Origin of the sequence: Rhodobium gokarnense, assembly GCF_025961475.1 — a bacterium.
Classification (GTDB): Bacteria; Pseudomonadota; Alphaproteobacteria; order Rhizobiales; family Rhodobiaceae; genus Rhodobium; species Rhodobium gokarnense.
Genome location: NZ_JAOQNS010000002.1, coordinates 384,120 through 405,813, shown reverse-complemented (window position 1 = coordinate 405,813; position 21,694 = coordinate 384,120). Strand labels below are relative to the sequence as shown.

The window sequence follows — 21,694 nt, the reverse complement described above, 5'->3', positions numbered from 1 at the left end:
AGGCCGGCATCGAGGAACGGGAAGTCGCGGCGATAGCCCGTGGCGAAGAGCGCAAGGTCGATCTCCGCCGCGCTGCCGTCCTTGAACCGAACCGTTTTGCCGGCAAATCTTTCGACGTCGCCCTTCGGTTGAATGTCGCCATGGCCGATGTGATAGAGCAGCAAAGAGTTCATCACCGGGTGGGCGGCATCGAGCGGGTAGTCCGGTTTCGGCAGGCCGTAGGCGGTGCCGTCGAAGCCGGCAAAGCGGAAGACCTCGGCCATATAGGCGAGGGTCTCCTGCCTCGTGGCGAACTTGTTGCCGAGCTCCATCATCCATTGCGGCGTCGGCTTTCCGTCGATGAATTTCGGCTGGTAGTAGTAGCCGCGCCTTGTGCTGTGGAGGACGCTTGCCGCCGTGTGGATTGCATCGACGGCAAGGTCGCAGCCGGAATTGCCGCCGCCGATGACGAGGACACGGCGGTCGCGAAGCTGGTCGGCGGACTTGTAGTCGGCGGCGTGGAGCACCTCGCCGGAAAAGCTGCCCGGATAGGGCGGGTCGGGATAGAGCGGCACGCGCTGCAGGCCGTTGCAGACGACGACGAGGGGATAGTGCTCGTCATGGCCGGCGCTCGTCCTCAGGCGCCAGCCGTCGCCCTCCGGGGTCAGGCTTTCAACGGCCGCATTGAAGTTGGCGCGCTCATAGACGCCGAAGGCCCTCGCATAGGCGCGGACATAGTCCAGCATCTGGCGGTGATTCGGATAGGGCGGGTAGTCGTCCGGCATCGGGAAGTCGGGAACTTGCGTGTTGAATTTCGGCGAGATGAGGTGCAGCGAGCGATAGGTGCGCCCGCACGGCGCCTCGCCGTTCCAGACGCCGCCGAAATCGGCCTCCGCTTCATAAAGGTCGACGGCAATGCCGCCCTCGATCAGCTCGCGGGCAACGCCGATGCCCGTCGGCCCGCCGCCGACGATCGCCACCCTCGTCATGGTCCTGCCTCCTCGCCAAGGAGAATATCGCGGCTCCGGTCGAACGGCACCGTCCTGATGCCCTCGATGCGCAGGGTTTCGCGGCCGCCGGCGTCGAAGAGCGTTGCCGAGACGCCGCTGGCAACGTCCTCGATACGCACGAAGGCTGTGTCTCCCGGTGCGGAGAAGCCCGTCATCGCGGCAATGCTCATGGGGAGGGCGAGGCGCGCATCGGCCCGCCCCGATGCGAACGGCACCAGCCGCCAGACGGGGTCCAGGAAAAGCGGGTCGAAGAGAGCGCCGGCGGGCTGCGCGCCGCGCGGCCGTTCCAGCCGCGCCGAGATTGTCGAACCGTCGTGCCGGACGTCCGTCGCGCGGGCCATTTCCGGCGATTGCGGGCTCGGTGCGGCAAGGCGCCGGGCGAAGGCCGCGAATTTGGCCGTGGCATCCGTACCGCCGAGAAGGGCGGCCGGCTCGACCGTTGCCGGCTCGGCCTCCGGGGCCGTTGAGAGCGAACCGAGGTGGCAGGGCGTCGCCGCCTCGCCGTCCGCCTCGATGCGGTAGAGAAGGCCCTCGGCGTCGGCCATGACGGCGAGTGTGAGGTCGCGGGGGCGGCCGTTGACGACGACCGGGCGACCCCAGAGGAGATGGGTCAGGTGCCGGACCGGTGCGCCGGTCATGCGCTCGGCGGCTGCGCGGGCAAGCTCCGGCAGGAAGAGGCCGAGGAGCCGGCGGTCCACGCCGCCCACATCGCTTGTGAGCCAGGGCTCGGTGCCGTCGATCCGCACCGTCATGCGGCCGATTTCGCCTGCGGCGGGTCGGGAGCCGAGAAGCGACGCGGCAAGTGCCGGAAGCGACGCTTCGGCGGTCTTCTCCTGTTCATCGATCCAATAGGTCGTGCGGGCAAAGGGATAGCCCGGCAATCGCAGGCGCCGCGCACCGTGGATTTCCCGCCAATGGATATCGAGGCCCTTCGCCCAGAGGTCGGCGGCCTTTTCCAGCCGGCCGGCGTCGCCGGAGGTCAGCCATTTGGCGACGAGGCCGCGGGCGTCGGCGTCGTCGGCATAGGGCGCGACGGCGTCCCGGTCGCCGGAGGAGAGATGGACGCCAGTAATCGGCGCGCCGGCAACGACGGAGGCGAGCGCACGCAGGAGCGTATCGCGGTCGGATGCGATGACCGCAAGCCGTTCGCCAAAGGCGCTGCGGCCGGATTGCAACGTGACGGCGAGGTCGGCGAGGTCGAGGTCCGGCCGGGCCGCCACGAAGCGCTCCAGCGTTCCCGCCGCTTCGGTCAGCGCCTCGCGGGTCCTGGCGGAGACGACGAAAACGTGAGGCCCCGGAGCGGCCGGTGCGCGCGGTTCGGGCGCGGTGGCCTCTTCCAGAACCACATGGGCGTTGGTGCCGCTGAAGCCGAAGGAACTGACCGCGGCGCGGTGGCGTTTCCCCGGCCAGTCGCGCAGCTCCCGGCTGACGGCGAACGGGGTCCTGTCGAACGGGATGTGGCGGTTCAGCGTCTCGACATGGATCGAGGGCGGGATCTGTCGGTGTTCCAGCGCAAGCATCGCCTTCAGGGCGCCGGCAATGCCGGCCGAGGCAAGCAGGTGCCCGACATTGCTCTTCACCGAGCCGAGGGCGCAGCCGTCCGGCACGCCGGCGAACGCCCCGGTCAGCCCCTCGACCTCGATGGGATCGCCGAGGGAGGTGCCGGTGCCGTGGCATTCGACGAGGCCGATGGTCGCCGGGTCGATGGAAAAGCGCGCGTAGACGTCCTTCAGGAGTGCGGTCTGGGCTTCAGGGTTCGGGGCCGTTATGCCGTTGGTGCGGCCGTCCTGGTTGAGACCCCAGCCACGGATCACCGCACGGATCGGATCGCCGTCGCGCTCGGCATCGCAGAGCCGTTTCAGGAGCACCGCGCCGACGCCCTCGCCGGGCACGAAGCCGTTGGCCCGGTCGTCGAATGCGAAACACCGGCCGTCCGGCGAGAGCATGGCGACCTTGGCGGTGTCGATGAACATCTTCGGGCCGACCAGCACCGAAACGCCGCCGGCGAGCGCCAGGTCGATGGCACCAGCCGCGAGGCTATCGCAGGCCTGGCACAGCGCCACCAGCGAGCTGGAACAGGCGGTGTCGACGGATAGCGCCGGCCCGCGCAGGTCGAGCAGGTAGGAGATGCGGGCCGCAAGGATCGAGCCGGAGGCGCCGAGAAGGCTGTAGGTGTTGCGCTCGGCAATCCGGTCCTCATAGCCGCTCGCCCCGGAGGCGACATAGACGCCGGTGCGGGTTCCCGAAAGGCTCTGTGGGTCGATCGCCGCGTCCTCGATGGCGTGCCAGGCGCTTTGCAGAAAGAGCCGCTGCTGCGGGTCCATCAGCTCCGCCTCGCGCGGCGTGATGGCGAAGAAGCGAGCATCGAACGCGCCGGGCTCGTCGAGCGCCCCCATCCATTTGCAGTAGGTCTTTCCCGGCGCCTGGGGGTCGGGATCGTAGAAGTCCGCGATCTTCCAGCGCGACGCGGGAACTTCCGATATGCAGTCGCGGCCGGACCGGATGTTCTCCCAGAACTGTTCCAGATCGCCGGCCTTCGGGAAGGCGCCCGAGGCGCCGATGATGGCGATGGGCTGCGGGCCGGAGTCCCACGTTGCCGCTGAGGCGGCGAATTGCAGCGCGGCAACGGGTTCGGGTGCGGCCATGGCCACCGGAGCGACGGGCGCAGCCTGCGGGGTGGCGGGCGTTGGTTCCATTACTGGCGTTTCTTTTGAGGCCGGTTCTTCTTCGGCCGGAAGCAGCGCCGCGATGTGTTCCGCGAGCGCGCCGACGCTCGGGTGCGCATAGACGGCCGTCGCCGGCAACTCGATGCCGTAGCGGGCGTTGAGGCCGCGGATCCAGGTGACAGCCAGGATGGAGTCGAGGCCGAGATCAAGGAAGCTGTCGCCGGCGCGGATGTCGGACGGCTCGATCATCAGGGTTTCGGCAAGCGAGGCGATGATCTCGGACTTCACCATGCTCCCATGGGTCTTGGCAGCGGCCGGTACTGGTGCTGGTTCGGCTGTCAGGGGCGCGGGCATCGCGACCGCCGGCGCGTCCCCCGGAGCCAACCGTTCGTCGACCGGAAGGAGCGCCGCGATATGGGCCGCCAGCGCTCCGACGCTCGGATGCGCATAGACGGCCGTTGCGGGCAGGTCGATGGCGTAGCGGGCGTTGAGACCCCTGATCCACGTGACGGCGAGGATGGAATCGAGCCCGAGGTCGAGGAAGCTGTCGCCGTCGCGGATGTCTGCGGTGTCGATCATCAGCGTTTCGGCGAGGGAGGCGATGATTTCGGACTTTACCCTGGCCGCATCGACCATCGGTGCCGGCGGCGCGGGCTCGGCGGGAGGAGACCCGAATTTCTCCGCGATGCGGGCGCGCACGGCGTCGTTGCCGATGAAGGTCTTTTCGTGCATGGCGACTTCCCGTTGCAGCACGGCATCAAGCCCTTCGCGCAAAGGCGCGGCACGTACCGCCTTTTCGGCGATGAGGTCGGCGCGCGGACGCGCTGCCAGCGCGTGGGCGGCCGCAAGGGCTCCTGGAAGAACGTCCCGCGCCGGCAGCATGGTGACGCGCGCCGAGCGCCTTCCGAGCTCCGCGCCGCGGTATTCCCGCGCGGAAAACAGCACCTCGCGGCCGAGGTCGTCGCCGAGCCGTGCCGGGAAGACGAGGGTCGCGCCGGCGCCGGGCGTGAAGCCGTACCAGAGATAGTTGCTGTGGTAGACGCCCTCCTCGGCCAGCACCGCGGCATCGCAGAAGAGGCCGAGCGACCAGCCGGCGCCGATCGCATGGCCCTGCATGGCGGCGATGACGGGAAGATCGCAGGCGAGCGGCAGAGCATAGATGCGCCGGTCGGTGAAGCGGCCGGCACCGGCCTGCAGTTCGGCAAGGCCGTCCGCCGTGCCGCCGCAGGCGAAATAGGCCTCGAACCCGGTCAGCACCACGACCTTCGCATCGGCCATTCCGGCGATCGCGGCGAACGCCTCGTCCAGCCCGTCCATGAAGGCCGGCGTGAACATGTTGCGGCCGGTCTTCTCGATCATCTTGATAAGCACGACGCCGTCGGCGAAGCGTTCCAGCTCGATGACGTCGGAGCGCAGGGGAATGGTCTGCGGGGCAAGGACGGGAGGCTCGGCGGAAAGGTCGAGCGACAGGGGGTCGGGCCGTGCATCGCCGACCAGCACCGGCATTTGCCGGCGCATGTGGTTCTTCAGGAGCATGAGGGCCTCCCGCGGCGCCTCGGCGATCCGGCGGGCAAGATCGCGCGCGGCGGCCTCCACCTCCGTGGCCGGGCGGACCAGACAGCCGGCCGCCGCGAGATCGGCGGCAGAGACCGACACGCGGGCGCCGATGCGGCGATTGGGGAGCCGCGCGCCGAGGTCGGTCGCCGGCTCCGGGATAGCCTCGAAGCGCATCCCGTCGGCAAGGACGAGGAAGTCGGCGAGGAGCGCGGTCAACGCCCCGGTTCCCGAGGCCGCGTCCGACACCGCGGCAACGACCGGGACGGCGCAATCGACAAGCATAGCCGGATCGAAGGCGCCCTCCCCGCACCAGGCGTCGCGCCCCGCAAGGACGACGCAGCGGACGGCCTCGTCGGTGCGCGCCACATCCAGCTCGGCGGCAAGCGCCGCTTCCAGCGACCGGTCCCAGCGGCCGGCAAGGTCGAGCACGCGGACGCCGTCGGCATCGGGCCGGCGGGTGACGGAGCCGGCTGCTTCGCTGGACGTCGCAGGAGCGCGCTGCGCGAGAGTCCCGGCGAGGGGCGCCGTGGATGTCTGACGAACGCCGAGAGGTGCGAGCCGAACCTTCATGGCGCCACCCGTTGCGGCCGCCCCGATGCTCGCGACGACGACGGCCGGATTGGCGAGGCTCACGCGCTCGCCTGAAACGGGCGTCTGCGCACCGCCGGACGACGGCGCGTCCGCAGGCCTTGGCGCAGCCGTCGGCACGGCTCGGTCATCGTCTGCGGGCGAGGAAATGGACGGCGAAGGCGCCGCCGCTGCGGCCATCGCCGGAGCGGGCCGCGCTTGCGGTGAGAGGATCGACTCCGAAGACGCGGCGGCCGCGGCGCGCGCGGCACCGTCGCTGGTGCCTTGCCGCCCCACCCAATAGCGCCGATCGGCAAACGGATAGGTCGGCAGCGGCACGCGGCGACGCGGTGCCGTAAAGAGGGTTTTCGGATCGGGCGCCATGCCGCCGAGGAAAGCCCGGCCGAGTGTGCGGAGGTCCGTCATGCGCCGGTCGCCGTCGGTGGCCGTCACTGCCGTCGGCAGAGACGCTTCGGCATCCTCGGCCGCGCTGGCCGCGCGGGTTGCGCCCGTCTCCTCGTCGCCCTCGGGGTCACCCCTGAGCCAGGCCCGCACGCGCGCGGTGACGTCGGCGAGCCCCTCCGCCACCAGCGCCAGGCGATGCTCGAAGGCTCGGCGCCCGGCGATCAGCGTGAAGGCGACATCCTCGGGCGTGAGCTCCGGATGCGTTTCCAGATGATCGGCCAGCCGCTTGGCCTGGCTCTTCAACTGCTCCGGCGTGCGGGCGGACAGCACAAAGAGTTGCGTTCGCGTCGGCTCGGGCACCAAAGCCTCATCCGGCGCCTCTTCCACGACCACATGGGCGTTGGTGCCGCTGAAGCCGAAGGAACTGATCGCCGCCCGGCGTTTTTTCTGCGCCCCCTTCGGCCAGGGGACAGGATCCCCGTTGACCCGGAACGGGCTAGTCAAAAAGTCGATCGCCGGATTGCCGCCGGCAAAATGCAGGCTCGGCGGGATCGTCTCGTGCTTCAGGCTCCACAGCACCTTCAGGAGCCCGGCGATGCCGGCGGCCGTCGTCGCGTGGCCGATGTTCGACTTCACCGAGCCGAGCAGGATTCTTTTGTCGACGCCGGCAAAGGCGCGGGCGAGCGCGGCGTGCTCGATCGGATCGCCGAGCACCGTCCCCGTGCCGTGGGCCTCGACCATGTCGATGGAGGCGGGGTCGATGCCGAAGGCCTCATAGGTCTCGCGGATCAGCCGCTCCTGGGAGGCCGCGCTCGGCGCCGTGATGCCGTTGGTGGTGCCGTCCTGGTTGGTGCCGGTGGCGGCGATCAGGCCGAGCACCGTGTCGCCGTCGGCGCGCGCGTCGGCGAGCGGGCGCAGCAGCACGGCGCCGACCGCTTCGCCCGGCACGATGCCGTCGGCCCCGGCGCCGAAGGCGGCGCAGCGCCCGGTTGGCGAGAGCATTCCCGCGGCATTGGCATAGCGGAAGAAGCGCGGCGAGGACTGGACGAAGACGCCGCCGGCAAGCGCCATCTCGCACTCGCCGTCCCTGATGCTCCGGCAGGCAAGGTGCAGCGCGACCAGCGACGACGAACAGGCGGTGTCGGCGGCGACGGCCGGGCCCTTGAGGTCGAGCCAGTAAGATATCCGGGCCGGGATCAGCGAGGCCGTGTTGCCCCAGAACGCCTGGCCCGGAGGCTGGTCGGCGAAGAGTTCCTGGTAGTCGCCGTGGCTCGCGCCGACAAAGACGCCGCAGCGGCGGCCGACCATGTCGGTTCCCGCATGGCCGGCGTTTTCCAGCATCTTCCAGGCCTCTTCCAGGAACAGCCGCTGCTGCGGGTCCATATAGGTGGCTTCCAGGCCCGATATGCCGAAGAAGACCGGATCGAAGCGGTCGACGGCATCGAGAAAGCTGCCGTGGCGGCCATAGGTTCCCGGCGCGGCGTTGCGGTAGAACGGGGCAAGGTCGAAGCGGGTGACGGGCTCGACAAGGTCGTCGCCGGCAAGGAGGTGCTCCCAGAGGGCGTCGACGGTCTCCGATTTCGCAAAGCGGCCACTGGCGCCGACGATGGCGATGGGGTCGGTGCGGGCGGCGGGAGCGGTGCGGATCGCGGGCGCGGCGATGGCAGCCACCGTTTCTTTCGACCGGATCGGCGGGGCGCCGGGTTCGACAAGGCGGGTCACGGCGTCCGCATGGTCTTCCGTCAGATGCGCTTCCAGTCGCGTCACGTTCGAGAAATCGAAAAGCGTGGTCTGGTCGAGCGCAATGCCGAGGGATTTCCGCAACCGATGGACGAACTCCGCGCCAAGGATGGAATCGAGTCCATAGTCGGCAAAGCTTTTGTCCGCTTCGATGCGCTCCGGCGCGACGTTGAGGGTTTCGGCAAGGGCCGCAAGCAGGCGGTCGCGGAGGGTGCCGGAGGGGACGGCGTTTTCGCGAGGCGGTGGCGATGCAGCGGCGTCCGATATGGTCGGGATCGCCTTAGGCCCCGAAGGCGTTTCGCCGGCCGGTGCGCCTCCCGCCCGCGCCACGACGATCTGTTGGCCGAGGGCGCGTTCCGGCTCCGACGAACCGGCGACGAAGGCAAAGCCGGCGCCCTCCAGCGCGCGCCGCCAGGCTTCGAGCGTCAGCGATGGGGTTCCGGGGATACGGCGGTCCGGGTCGGTAAACCGCCACCAGCCGTCGAGCAGGCCGAAGGTGACATGGGTGAAAAGCGTCGGCCTGCTGGTCTCGTTGAGAAGCAGCGTCCCGCCCGGTGCCAGCACTTCCCGCACATGGGAGAGCGTGCGGTGGATATCGGCCGTCGCATGGAGGACGTTGGCGGCGATGATGAGGTCGTAGCCGGTTCCCAGACCCTGCTCTTGCGGCCGGCGCTCGACGTCGAAGAGCGCCGTCCTGAGGCCGGGGACGCGGCCCGCATAGTCGCGCTCGGCGTGGATCAGGAAGGCTTTCGAGACGTCGGTGTAGCAGTATTCGGCGATGCGGTCGGCATGGGGCTGAAGGGCATCGAAGACCGGCTCGGAGGTGCCGCCCGTGCCGGCGCCGATTTCAAGGATACGCAGTTCGCGGCCGGTGCCTTCCGCGACGATCCCCGCGGCGGCCTCGGCCAGCGTCCGGCTGAAGCGGGCGGCGACGGCGTTTTCCTTGTAGACGGCTTCGACGAGGGTCTGCCGGCCGTCCGGGAAGAGGACGTCGGTGGCGCGCAGCCGCCCGGTGAGGATTTCCGGCAGGGCTTTGAGCGCGGCATCGGCGAGCGCCCACTGTGCGGGCGAGACCTCGCGCCGGGCCTGCCAGGCGGTCGAGGCCTCCGCCGGATCGACCTCGGGCGCATCTGCCAGCAGGCTTTCCGCCGCCGCCCGCCAAGGCCGGTATTTTTCGACGCTCGCGTCCATCGACACGTCGCCGAGCACCGACTTGAGGACGCCGGCAATCGCTTCGTCGAATGCGTCCATCGCACCGAGGAGCAAGGTGTCGCCGCAAGGCGCCTCGACCGCCCGGCAAACGGCCGCGTCAGGGGTATGCTCGCGCCGGGGTGCGTCCGCCACCGAGGCACGCCGGACGTCTTCCGGGATCCAGTATTTTTGGGCCTCGAAGGGATAGGTCGGCAGCGAGACGATGCGGGCCCGGTCGCCGGCGCGCAGCAGCGGCCAGTCGATCTCCACGCCCTCGACCCAGAGCCGCAGGAGGGTTTCGGCGCGGCCTGTTGCCCAGGCCCGCGCGATCACCTCGGCCAGCACCTCGTCTCCGGAAAGCGCCGCAAAGCCGTTGTTCGGGCCGCCGGCATTGCCGGCAAAGACGCCGGCCAGCACGTCGCTGCCGGCCAGCCAGGCGTGGAGCTTTTCGCCCAGATCGTCGACGTCGGACGCCATGATGCCGAGGCGGGCGTCCATCGGTTCGCGGCCTACCTGGAGCGTGTAGGCGATGTCGGCGAGTGCGGGGCCGGCGCTCGCCGTGGGTGCGGCCGTTGCCGCGATCAGGCCGGCAAGGCCCGCGATCGAGCCGGCGGCGGCGAGGTCTTGCGACCCGAGATCGGTTCCGAAGGCCGCGTTCGCCGCGCGGCGGAGCGCATGGGCGTCGGAGGGTTCGAGGCCGAGCCCGTCGAAGCTCTCGGTCGGGTCGATGTCGGCGCTCTCGACGCCAAGGAGATCGGCAAGCTGGCGCGAGAGCGCACCGGCGAGCGCGTCCCGGTCCGGGGCAACGGACCGCCGGCTCTTTTTTTCCAGGAACGCGAGCAGGCGCCCGGCGGCGGCCTGAAGCCGCTCTTCGGTGCGGGCGGAAAGAACGATCGCCTGCGGTCCGCCGTCCGTTGCCGCCGCCTCGTCCAGCGGTGCTTCTTCGACGATCACATGGGCGTTGGCGCCGCCCGCGCCAAAGGAGGAGATGCCGGCCCGGCGCGGGGCCTCGGACCGCCAGGGAACTGCCGCGCGCTGCAGGACGAAGGGTGTAATCGCCAGATCGAGGTTGGGATTGACGTCGTCGGCGTGAAGGCTCGGCGCGAAGGTCTTTTCCCGCATCTGCAGGACGACCTTGGTCATTCCGGCGATGCCAGCCGCTGCTTCCAGATGGCCGATCTGGGATTTCACAGAGCCGAGGGCGCAAGCGCCCGGCGCGCCGGCAAACGCCTCGCTCAGCCCGTCGATCTCGATCGGGTCGCCGAGATCGGTGCCGGTGCCGTGGGCCTCGATATAAGAGATGTCACCGGCGGACAGCCCCGCCTTTGCCAGCGCCGCACGCACCACGTCGCGCTGGGCGAGCGGGTTCGGGACGGTGAAACCGTTGGTACGGCCGCCATGGTTGACGGCCGTTCCGCGGATCACGGCATGTATGCGGTCGCCATCTTCAAGCGCCGCCGACAGCGGCTTCAGCACCACGCAGCCGACACCCTCGCCGGGCACGAAACCGTCGGCGCCGGCGCCGAAGCTGCGGCAGCGACCGGTCGGGCTCAACATATGGGCGGCGCTGAGGTCGGCGTAGGTGGCGGGGTGGAGATAGAGGTTGACGCCGCCGGCGATCGCCATCTCGCAGGTGCCGGCTGCAAGATGCTGAACCGCCTCGTGGATCGCCGTCAGCGACGACGAACACATGGTATCGACGGGAACGCTCGGGCCGCAAAGGTCGAGCACGAAGGAGACCCGGTTGGCCATCGCCGCAAAGGAGGTTGACGGACGCACCATGGCGCCGCCCTCGGCGCGGAACGGGCCGTGGAGCGCGTAGCCGGTCTTGGTGGCGCCAACGAACACGCCGACGCGCCCGCCCGTTGCCGCCTTGAGCCGCGCCGGGCTGTAGCCGGCGTCCTCCACGGCCTGCCAGGCGGCCGTCAGGAACAGCCGCTCCTGGGGGTCCATGGCGGCGGCATCGCGCGGCGAGATGCGGAAGAAGAGCGGATCGAAATCGGCGAAGCCCTGGAGGAACGCGCCCCATTTCGAATAGCTCTTGCCGCTTGCAGCCGCCTCGTCCGGGTCGGGCTCGAAGAAGCCGCCGAGCGGCCAGCGCTCCTCAGGAATTTCCGTCACTGCATCATGGCCGGCGACGAGGTTTTCCCAGAATGCATCGGGATCGGGGGCATCCGGATAGGCGCCGCTGAGGCCGATGATGGCGATGGGGTCGTCCGGGGCCGGAATGGAGATCGCGGCGGGAGCCGCTGCCCGCGAAAACGTGTTGGCAAGCTGCGCCGGTTCTTTATCAAGCCCGGTCCAGGCGCGGCAGGCAGCGGGCTGGGCTTCGGCCAGATGGTCGGCGACGGCGGCAAGCGTGCGGTGGCGGAAGAAGAGGGTTTTCGGCAGCGCCGCGAAGCGACCTGAAAGCTCATTGTTGAGCCGGGTAATCATCAGCGAGTCGATGCCGTAGTCTTCCAGCGGCGCGGCCGGGTCGATGGCCGCCTCGGCCAGGCCGCTAATGCCGGCGAAGAGGGCGCGGAGTTTTTCGCGCGTGCGCTTGGCGATATCCGGGGACGGCGCGGCGGCGGCCGGGCCGGTGTCGACCCGCGGCGTTGCGGGCGGAGCGTCCGGCGGCGCGAAGAAGCGCCGGATGCGGGCCGCATCGCCGGCAACGACGGCGACCTGAGCGGCGTTCGCGGAGCGGGCACGGGCGAGCGCGTCGAGGCCCGATTGCGCCGACAGCGGGCGCTGGCCCATGCGGCGGAAGAGGGCGTCCCTGGTGCCCGAATCGACGGTCATCCCGCCGTCCTGCCAGAGCGGCCAGTCGATGGCGGTGATCTTGGTCTCGCCAGCCCCACGCTCGGCGAGCGCATCGAGGAAACCGTTGGCTGCCGCGTAGTCCGCCTGGCCGGCATTGCCGAACGGGCCGGCGAGCGAGGAGAAGAAGACAATCTCTTCGACGCCCCGCCCCGCGCAGGCCTCGACCAGCGCGAGGCTGCCGGCGACCTTCGGGGCGAGGACGGCGCCAAGATCGTCCTCGGTCTTGGTGGCCAGGAACCCGTCGCGCAAGATGCCGGCGCAATGGAGGACCGCGGTGAGTTTCCCGTGCACCTCGACGATGTGGTCGACGAGCGCCTTGACGGCCGCCTTGTCGGCGACGTCGACACGGCGATAGGCGGCAACCGCGCCGAGGCCGCGAAGCTCTTCAAGAAAGGCAGTGCGATCCTCGTCGAGCGGGCCCGATCCGGCGAGCACCAGCACGGCGCCCTTCGCGCTTTCCGCAATGTCCCTCGCAACCAGCCGGCCGAGCCCGCCCATGCCGCCGGTAAGGAGGTAGACGCCACCGTCCTGCCAGCGCTCGGCGGGCGCCGGCTCGGAAAGCGCGCGCCAGCGCCGGACCTCGCGCCGGCCGGCCACATAGCGGCTATGGGTGCCGGCCGGGCCGCCCGCCTCACCCTGCAGCCATCTTGCGGCCGTCGCCGGAGCGGTCGCGGCCGGCACCTCGACGATCTGGGCCTTGAGGCGCGGCTCTTCTTCGCTTGCCGTCCGCAGCATGCTGCCGAGGCCGGCGAACAGGGCGTCGTCTGCCGGGACGGCGAGCTGGATCAGGACGTCGTCACCGATCGCCGCCGCCATTTCCTTTTTCAGGAACCGCAGCAAACGCCCGGCGGCATCCCGATAGCGCTCCGCCATGGTCATGCCCGTCGGCGCGAGATCGACGATTTCGGTACCCGCCTCGGCGACCGGGACGCCGCAGGCAACGACGATGCGCCGCCCTGCGAAAGCCGTGCCGCTTGCCTCTTGCGGCGCCCATTCGGCGGCAAAGAGCAGCGTTTCGCTTTGCGTTTCCTTTTCGAAGGGGATCCAGAAGCGCGCGTCGGCAAACTGGCGCGGCGGCAGGGATCGGCGCGCCTCGCGGGCCCCGTCGTAGCTTTCCAGCACCACATGGGCGTTGGTGCCGCCGAAACCGAAGCTGCTGACACCGGCGCGGCGCGGCGCGTCGTTTTTTTTCGGCCAGGCCTCGCGCGCGGTCACCAGCCGGAATGGGCTGCCCTGGAGGTCGATATGCGGATTCGGCGCGTCGCAGCCGATGGTCGGGGGCAGTTCGCCCCGCCCCATCGCCATCACCACCTTGACGACGCCGGCAAGGCCGGCGGCGGCTTCCAGATGGCCGATATTGGGCTTGACTGCGCCGAGGCCGATATCCGCCCGGCGTTCGCCGAGCAGCTCTTCATAGGCGCGCTTCAGGCCGTTGATCTCGACCGGATCGCCGAGTTCCGTGCCGGTGCCGTGGACCTCGATGAAGGAGATTGTTTCCGGATCAATGCCGGCCATCGCCTCGACGATCAGCCGGGCCTGAGCTTTGGCGTTCGGTGCCGTCAGCGCACCGGCGCGGCCGCCATGGTTCTCCGCGCCGCCGGCGACGACGGCGAGCACCCGGTCGCCGTCGCGCTCGGCATCGACAAGGCGCTTGAGGACGAGGACGGCAACGCCCTCGCCGCGGGCGTAGCCGTCCGCATCGGCCGCGAAGGTGTGGCAGCGACCGGTGGGCGACAGCATGCCGGCCTGGTGCGGGCCTTCGAAGCCGTCCGGCGCCAGGCAGAGATTGACGCCGCCGACGAGCGCCGCGTCGCATTTGCCGGCAAGGAGGGCGTCGCGGGCGCGAAGGAGCGCGACCAGCGACGAGGAACAGGCCGTGTCGATGGCCTCGCTCGGGCCGGAAAGGTCGAAGCGGTGGGAGATGCGATTGGCGGCCATCGCCAGCGAGTTTCCGGTGGCAAGGAAGCCGTCGGCGGGAAGCCCTTCCGCGCGCCAGAGATCGGCATAATCCAGCGAGGTGATGCCGACGAAGACGCCCGCGCGGGGCAACTCCTCGGGGGCATAGCCGGCGTCTTCCAGCGCCCGCCAGGCGGTCTCGAGCAGCAGGCGCTGCTGCGGGTCCATGCGTTCGGCCTCGGCCGGCGAGATGCGAAAGAACGCGGCATCGAAGCGGTCGATATCCGACAGGAATCCGCCGCGCTTGGTAAAGCCGGCCGCATCGAGCCGCGCCCGACAGGTCGGGGAATAGCGCTCCAGCGGCAGGTCGGAGGTGAGGTCCCGGCCGGCGAGGAGGTTGTCGAAGAACGTCTCGACGTCGGGGCTTTCCGGGAAGCGGCCGGCCATGCCGACGATGGCGATTTTTTCGTTTGAGGACACGGCCTGCGGGCGCTGTGTCTTGACCGCAGGTCCGGCCGGGATGGCCGGTGCCGAAACGGTGTCGGACGCCGTCTTCGCCGGGACAGTCGCCACGGAGTTTGGTCGTGCGGCAACGCTGTATCTTGAGGCCAGGTGGTCGGCGAGTGCCTCGATATGTTCGCACTCAAAGAAAATCGCCGGCGAAAGCGCGATGCCGAACGCTGCGGAGATGTCGCCGGCGTAGCGGGTCAGCGAGATGGAGTCGAAGCCGAGATCGTGGAACGGCTCGCGCAGCGAAATGTCGGCGGGCGCGAATTTCAGGATGCTTGCCGCCATCCGGCGGAGGTCGTCGCAAAGGGCGTTCGCGGGCAGGCTCGCGGGGAGCTTCGTGGAGGCGTCTATGGGCGCGCCGGCCTCGGCTCCATCCGGAACCGCCGCGACACCCCGTTCCTCGGCGCCGGATGCACCGACGGAAACGCCGCTCAGTTCGGCGACGATGGTTCCGGTGCCGTCCAGAAACAGGATGTCGTGACCGCCGCTGCCGTCCGGACGGCAGAGGACATCCGTGACCGCGCCGTCGGCAAGCGCAATGGCATCGATCGCCAACGCCGCTGCATCATCTTCCCCGGGCCTTGCAAGCAGCAGGGCCTGCCAGGCTGCACCCAGCGCCGGCGCCGGCAGGCGGGCATTCTTCTTGAAGGCATCCTGCTGCGGCGGGTCTGGGCGCAGGCGGCAGAGCACGCTGCCATCGGTAAGGCGCCATGCCGCCGCGACCGTTTCCAGGTAGGGGCCGAAGGTGAGGCCGCGCGCCTTCAACGCGCCATAGAGGGTTTTGGCATCCAGCTCTTCCAGCGCAGAGGCGCGTGAAGCTGCAAGGTCGACCGACCCGACCGGTTTCGGACCATCGGCCGACAAGAGGCCGCGCGCCCAGGTCCTTTTGTCGCCCGAGCGGTCGATCGTATCGATTGCGAGGTCCGGTCTTTTATTCGAATTACCGTTAATCCGGATATCGCATGATGCGATTTCCGCCCATTCTTTCGCCGGTTGTATCTGTATCTGGCGGAAGGTTGGCCGGGCGGAAAGACCGGCGAGCGACGCCGCGGCGGCGAGCGCATCGACGGCGGCGAGCGGCAGGATTGCCTCACGACCGGCATCGGCGAAGACGTAGTCACGCAGTTCCGTCAGGAGGATTCCTGTTTCAAAGCGCAGGCCCGCAGCATCGGAGCGGTTGACGCCGACGAAGGGATGAAGTTTTTGCCCCGCCCCGAGCGGGCGGATTACCGACGGCGCGTCCGGCTCCTCCCGGTACCAGCAGCGCACCTTCTCGAACGGATAGGCCGGCAGGGAAACGCGGCGCAGCGCCCGACCCCGGTTGACCAGATCCCAATCGACCACCGCGCCCCGGCACCAGGCATCGGCGATGCGGTCGAGCCGGCGGGCCGCGCAGTCGACATCCAGAGCCTCGCGGTCACCCGGCGGATCGCAGTCGAGGATCGACGGCTGGTAGACCGTGCCGTCGCCGGGCTCTCCCGTCCTGAGGAATCGATCAATGGCGGCAAGGGCCTCGTCCCGGCCCTGCGCGATGATCGCGAGCCGTGCGGAAAGCTCGTTCTTTCCTACCTGCAGCGTGAAGGCGAGGTCGGCGAGCCGTTCGTCCGGATGGCTTCGCAGGTGGTCGCGGAAGCGTTCCAAAACGACCTTCAGCCGCTCCGGGTTGAGCGCGGAAAAGACCAGCAGCTCCGGTCCCTCCGGCTCCGGCAAGGCCGGAAGGTGGGGCGCCTCTTCGATGACGATGTGGGAGTTCATGCCGCCGGCGCCGATCGAGGTGACGCCGGCGCGGCGCAGAAGCTCCGCCCCGTCCGCATCCTTCAAGCGCACCCATTCGGCCAATTCCCGCTGGACGTAGAACGGCGAGGTTGCGAACGGGATGTCGGGATTGAGCGTTTCGGCGTGCAGCGAGGGGGCGAGCTGGCCGTGCTTCAACTGCGCCAGCACCTTGGCGATGCCGGCAAGGCCCGAGGCGCCGAGGAGGTGGGCGACATTGCTCTTGACCGTGCCGACGGGGACCGTCTGGACGGCGTCCGTCGCCTTGCGGAACACCGTCGTCAGCGCCTTGACCTCGATGGGGTCGCCGAGGGCCGTGCCCGAGCCGTGGCCCTCCACATAGCCGATGGTTTCCGCCCCGATGCCGGCGTCGTCGAGCGCGGCCTCGATGGCGACGGCCTGCTGGTTCGGGTTCGGCACCGTGAAGCCGTTGCGGACGCCCGCGTTGGAAATGCCGGAGCCGATGATGACGCCGTAGACGTGGTCGCCGTCGCGCCGTGCTTCGGCCAGCGGCTTCAGGACGAGCGCGCCGACGCCCTCGCCGAGGATCGTGCCGTCGGCGCCGAGGCCGTAGCCGCGGATGACGTCGGCGGACTTGCTGGTGAAATGCTCCTGGGAGGTGGCGATCAGCTTTTGCGGGTGGAGAAGCAGGCTGACGCCGCCGGCGAGCGCCATTTTGCAGCGGCCGGCGCGCAGCATGTGCACGGCCTCGTGGACGCAGGTGGAGGCTGCGGAACACATCGTGTCGAGGAAATAGGACGGCCCGGTGAAGCCATAGAAATAGGAGACCATGTTCGGCACGGTGCCGGTATAGCTGCCGCTGGCGAGGGCCCCGCGCAGGAGCATGTTCTGGAAGCCGTAAAGGTCGTATTCGTTGGTCATGGAGCCGACGATGACGGCGACGTCGCCGCCATAGCGCCGCGCCATGGTCTCGCGGGAATAGCCGGCATCCTCGAAGGCCTCGACGCTCGCCTCCAGGAACAGCCGCACCTCCGGCGACATCAGCTCGGCCTCGGCCTGCGAAATCCGGAAATACCGAGGATCGAACTTATCGATATCGGCAAGGAAGGCGCCGGTCTTCACCACCGTCTTACCGGGGACGTCGCGTTCCGGGTGATGGATCGCGGCGTGGTCCCAGCGCTCGGCGGGCACGGGCGTGAAGCCATGGAGGCCTTCCGAGAGCATCTTCCAGAAGGCGTCCTGGTCGGCGGCGCCCGCGACGCGGAGCGACAGGCCGACAATGGCGATGTCGTGGTTGTCGTCGGAGGCGTCGGGCGGGCGGCGCGGGCGGCCGGGTTTGCGATCGGGTGGCGATGATGAAATACGGTCGTCGTTGGCGGCGAGCGGGATCGCGGCCGTCGGCCGGGGCGGTTCGGGCGGCGGCGTCTCATCCAGAGCCGGGTGCTCGTCGGCGAAAAGCGCGCGGAGCACCTCCCCCTTCTCCGCCACCAGGTGGCCCGCCACGCCGGCAAGGTCGACGAACTCGAAAAAGAGCGTCTTCGACAGCGGCCCGAGGGCTTCTTCCAGCCGGCTCGTGGCCTCGACGATGGCGATGGAATCGAGGCCGTATTCCTCCAGCTTGCGGTCGGGCCGAATGCGCGCGGCGTCGAGCTCCAGCACTTCGGCGAGGATGTCGCGGACGTGGGCGACGGTGAAGGCCGTCAGGGCGGCGTCATCGGGCGCAGGCGCGGCATTTTTGGCTATGGGTTTTTCCACCGGCGCCGGGGGCGTCGGCTCTTGGCCATAGGCGCCGAGCACCTCGTGGATCCGAGTGGCATCGCCGTGGAGAACCGTCGTACGCGGCGTCGCATCGGCTGCAAGCAGGGCCTCGAGCGCGGAAAGGCCGGCGGCGGTCGGCAGGGGCGTGAGGCCGAGGCGCTTTTCCATGGCGGCAAGGGTCGCCGCATCGACCGACATGCCGCCCTCGGCCCAGAGCGGCCAGGCGATCGAGACGGTCTTGCCGGGGGCGGCCGGGTCGCCAGCGCGGGCCTCGGCAAAGGCGTCCATGAAGGCGTTCGCCGCCGCGTAGCCGGCCTGGCCCGGATTGCCGAAGACGGCGGCGACCGAGGAACAGAGGACGAAGAAATCGAGGGGGGCATCGCGGGTCGCCCGGTCGAGATGGACCGTGCCGGCGACCTTGGGGGCAAAGGCGGCAACGGCCCGGTCCGCGCCTTGTGTCAGGATATAGCCGTCTTGGAGGATGCCGGCAGCGTGGATGACACCCTTCAGTGGCCCCAGCTCGGCGACGCGGCAGACAAGGGCTTCGACGTCGTCCGGGGAAGCGATATCGCCGGGAAGATAGAGGATTTCGGCGCCCCTTGCCTTCAGCGCATCGAGGGCTTCTTCTCCCTCTGGATCTGGCGTTTGGCGCCGACCACTGAGGACGAGTTTCTTCGCGCCCTTGTCGACCAGCCAGCCGGCGAAAATCGTTCCGAGCCCGCCGAGGCCGCCGATGATCCAGTAGACGCCGTCGGGATTAACGAAAAACGGAGGGTCGGAAGTCCAGATATTCCGGATTTCGGGTTTCCAGACGCTTCGCGTTCCGGCGGCGTCGTAGCAGATCTCGGTGAAGCCGTCGGCGGCGCGGGCCTCGGCCATGGCGGTGACGCCGAGCCGGTCCGGCGAGACGGCACCGGCGAGCGACACGACGCGACCGGAAAGCTTCGGATTTTCGCTCGCCGCGGTCCGCAGCAGCGCCGCGAGTGGCGCGGTGGCCGTTGCCGGCGTGGGCTCCGTGGCGAGCACCAGGAACGAAACGGGCTCGGCGGGCCGCTTTGCCAAGGTCTCGGCGAGAATGCCATGGACCGCGCGGAAGAGGATTTCCGCCGCGTCCGCCGGATCGCGCCCCTCAAGCGATGGAAGGCAGTCGACCGGCCAGCGCGTGCGGCGTGCCAGCGCCTCGGCCATGGCGGCGTCGCTGCCCGCCAGGAGGATGCGGGTCTCGGCGGCCTCGTCGGCGCGGAAGGTGAGCGGTGCCTCGCGCCAGATGCCGTCGGCGAGGATGACAGGCGCGGCAAAGGCGGGCTTGGTGGGTGGCTCGTGCGTTTCCGCCGGCGCCAGGACGCGCAGGACGAGGTCGCGGATCGCGACGCGCTTTTGTCCGTCCTTGTCGAAGAGGTCGATGTCGAGGTGGCGGACGGAGGCCGCGCCGGGGCGCAGCCGCAGATGCGCCCACATGACGGGGGCGCACGGGCCGAAGACCTCGACCTTTTCGCAGGAAAACGGCACGCCGGCGCCGGGCGGCGGTCCATCGCCGAGCGCGACCCAGGCCTGGATCGCGGCGTCCAGCAGCACCGGGTGGAGCGGCATCTGTTCCAGCGACGGCAGCAGGCGCCGCGGCAGCTTCAGTTGCGCCAGCACCTCATTGCCGCCGCGACAGACCTGCGACAGCGCCCGGAACGCCGGGCCGTGGTCGACGCCGCTTGCGAAAAGGCGCTCGTAGCAGGTCGCGGGATCTATACGCTCGGTGAGGCGTGTGCGGAGCGCGGCGAGGTCTTCACCCGCAGATGCCTCGATTTCGAGGCTGCGAAGGATGCCCTGAAGATTGGGCGACGCCTCGCCGGTTTGAAGTGCAAAGGCGATTGCACCGCCCTTGCGCGTGAGCCGGGTCTCGACGCGGACTGTCCGTTGGCCGTCGAGCGCGATCGGCCGGCTCCAGACCACATTCTCGATCGCAAACGCGTCCTCCTCCAGCCCGCCGGCGAGGCGGGCGGCGGCGCGGGCCATTTCGAGGCCGGCGACGCCCGGCAGCACCTTCGTTCCGTTCACATGGTGGTCGGCGAGGACGAATTCGTCGCCGGAAAGGACCGTCTCGAAGGCGGGGCCGGCAAAGCCCGAGGCGTTGCGATGGAGGAGTGGATGGGGCGTCTCGCCCTGGGGCTTCTGGCCGAGCGACAGGTCCATCCAGTGGCGGTGCCTGTCGAAGGGGTAAAGCGGGGCGTGGATGCGGCGGCCGGCGCAGTGCGGCCAGTCGACGTCCGCTCCGGCGATCCACCGCCGGGCGAGATCGTGCGAAGGGTCCTCGCCGCCGGGCAGGATGGCCTCGCCCCCCGCCAGATAGGCCCGCAACCGGACCGCAAGACCGTCGAGGGTCGCGGCGACGACGGCGATCCGCGCATCCATCGCTTCGCGGTACTGGAAGGTGACAGCGAGGTCGGCAAGCGTGACGCGCTCGCCATTCTCCTCGACAAAGCGGAGCAGGCGTTCGGCAAAGGCTTCCAGCCGGTCCTCGCTCGCCGCAGACAGGGGCACGACGACCGGTTCGTCCGCCGCCACGCTGTGCGCACGCGCCGGCGCGTCTTCCAGCAGCACATGGGCGTTGCTGCCGCCGAAGCCGAAGGAGCTGACGCCCGCGCGGCGGGGGCAGTCGTCTCGCCGTTGCCAGTCCGTTGCTTCCTTCTGGATGCGGAAGGGGGTGCCGGCGAGGTCGATGAGGCGGTTCATCTCCGAAAAACCGACATTGGCCGGGATCCGCCCGTGCCTAAGCGCCGCCAGCACCTTGACGATGCCGGCAACGCCGGCCGCGCCCTCCAGGTGGCCGATATTGGTCTTCACCGAGCCGATGCCGCAGGTCTCCGGCCGGAAGGACACGCCGGTCTCGGCCGCGCGCGTCGCGAACGCCTCCTTGAGGCCGGAGACCTCGATCGGGTCGCCGAGCGGCGTTCCCGGCCCGTGCGCCTCGATGTAGTCGATGGCGTCGGGCGGCACGCCGGCCTCGCGGTGCACGCGGGCGATGAGTTCCGCCTGGGCCGCGGGGTTGGTGACGGTCAGGGAGTTTGTGCGGCCGCCATGGTTGACGCCGATGCCGGCAATGACGGCGTGGATGGGGTCGCCGTCTTCAAGCGCCCGCGACAGGGGTTTGAGGAGCAGCACGGCCCCGCCCTCGCCGCGCACATAGCCGTCGGCCGCCTCGTCGAACGCCTTGGAGCGGCCGTCGCGGGCGAGCATGCCGGCCTTGGAAAAGGCAACGAAATGGTTCGGCGACCAGATCAGGTTGACGCCGCCGGCGAGCGCCAGGTCGCATTCGCCGGCCTGGAGCGCGCGCACGGCTTCAAAGAGCGAGGTCAGCGAGGCGGCGCAGGCCGTGTCGTTGGTGATGCTGGGGCCGCGGAAGTCGAAGAAATGGGAGACCCGGTTGGCGATGATGGAAAAGGCGATGCCGGTCGGAAGGTAGGCATCGAGCTGGGCGAGGTGCTTTTCCAGGAGCTCGGCATAGTCCCAATGGCAGCAGCCCATGAAGACGCCGGTGCGGGTTCCGGCAAGCGCCGAGGCGGCATAGCCGGCGTCCTCGATGGCGTGCCAGGCCATTTCCAGGGCAAAGCGCTGCTGGGGGTCCATCCACGCCGCCTCGCGCGGCGAGATGCCGAAGAAGGCGGCATCGAAGGTATCGGCGCCGTCGACGAAGCCGCCCCAGATGCTGGCCGTCTTGTTACCGTTCGCTGGATCGCCCTTCAGTTCGGCGGCGTCCCAGCGCTCCGGCGGCACTTCGGAAATCAGCGAGCGTTCGGCGGCCAGATGCTGCCAGAACCCGTCGAGGTCGTCGGCGCCCGGAAGGCGCATGCCGAGACCGATGATGGCGACGGGACGCTCGGCCAT

General features: G+C 69.5%; 2 protein-coding genes (1 of these 2 running past the window's edge). Both read right to left on the bottom strand.

What is annotated here, in order from left to right:
- Positions 1 to 968, bottom strand: the 5' portion of a protein-coding gene (locus tag M2319_RS04490) for a flavin-containing monooxygenase (RefSeq protein ID WP_264600241.1). Its footprint begins 349 nt before the window's first position; only the first 968 of its 1,317 coding nucleotides appear in the window; the start codon lies at positions 966 to 968; its stop codon lies beyond the left edge, outside the window.
- A complete protein-coding gene (locus M2319_RS04485; protein WP_264600240.1) occupies positions 965 to 21,694 on the bottom strand; it encodes an SDR family NAD(P)-dependent oxidoreductase in 20,730 nt (6,909 codons plus the stop codon). The genes M2319_RS04490 and M2319_RS04485 overlap by 4 nt, the downstream gene beginning before the upstream one ends.

Coding starts and splice junctions, on each gene's coding strand:
- M2319_RS04485 (WP_264600240.1), bottom strand. CDS start 21,694: ATGGCCGAGCGTCCCGTCGCCATCATCGGTCTCGGCATGCGCCTTCCG.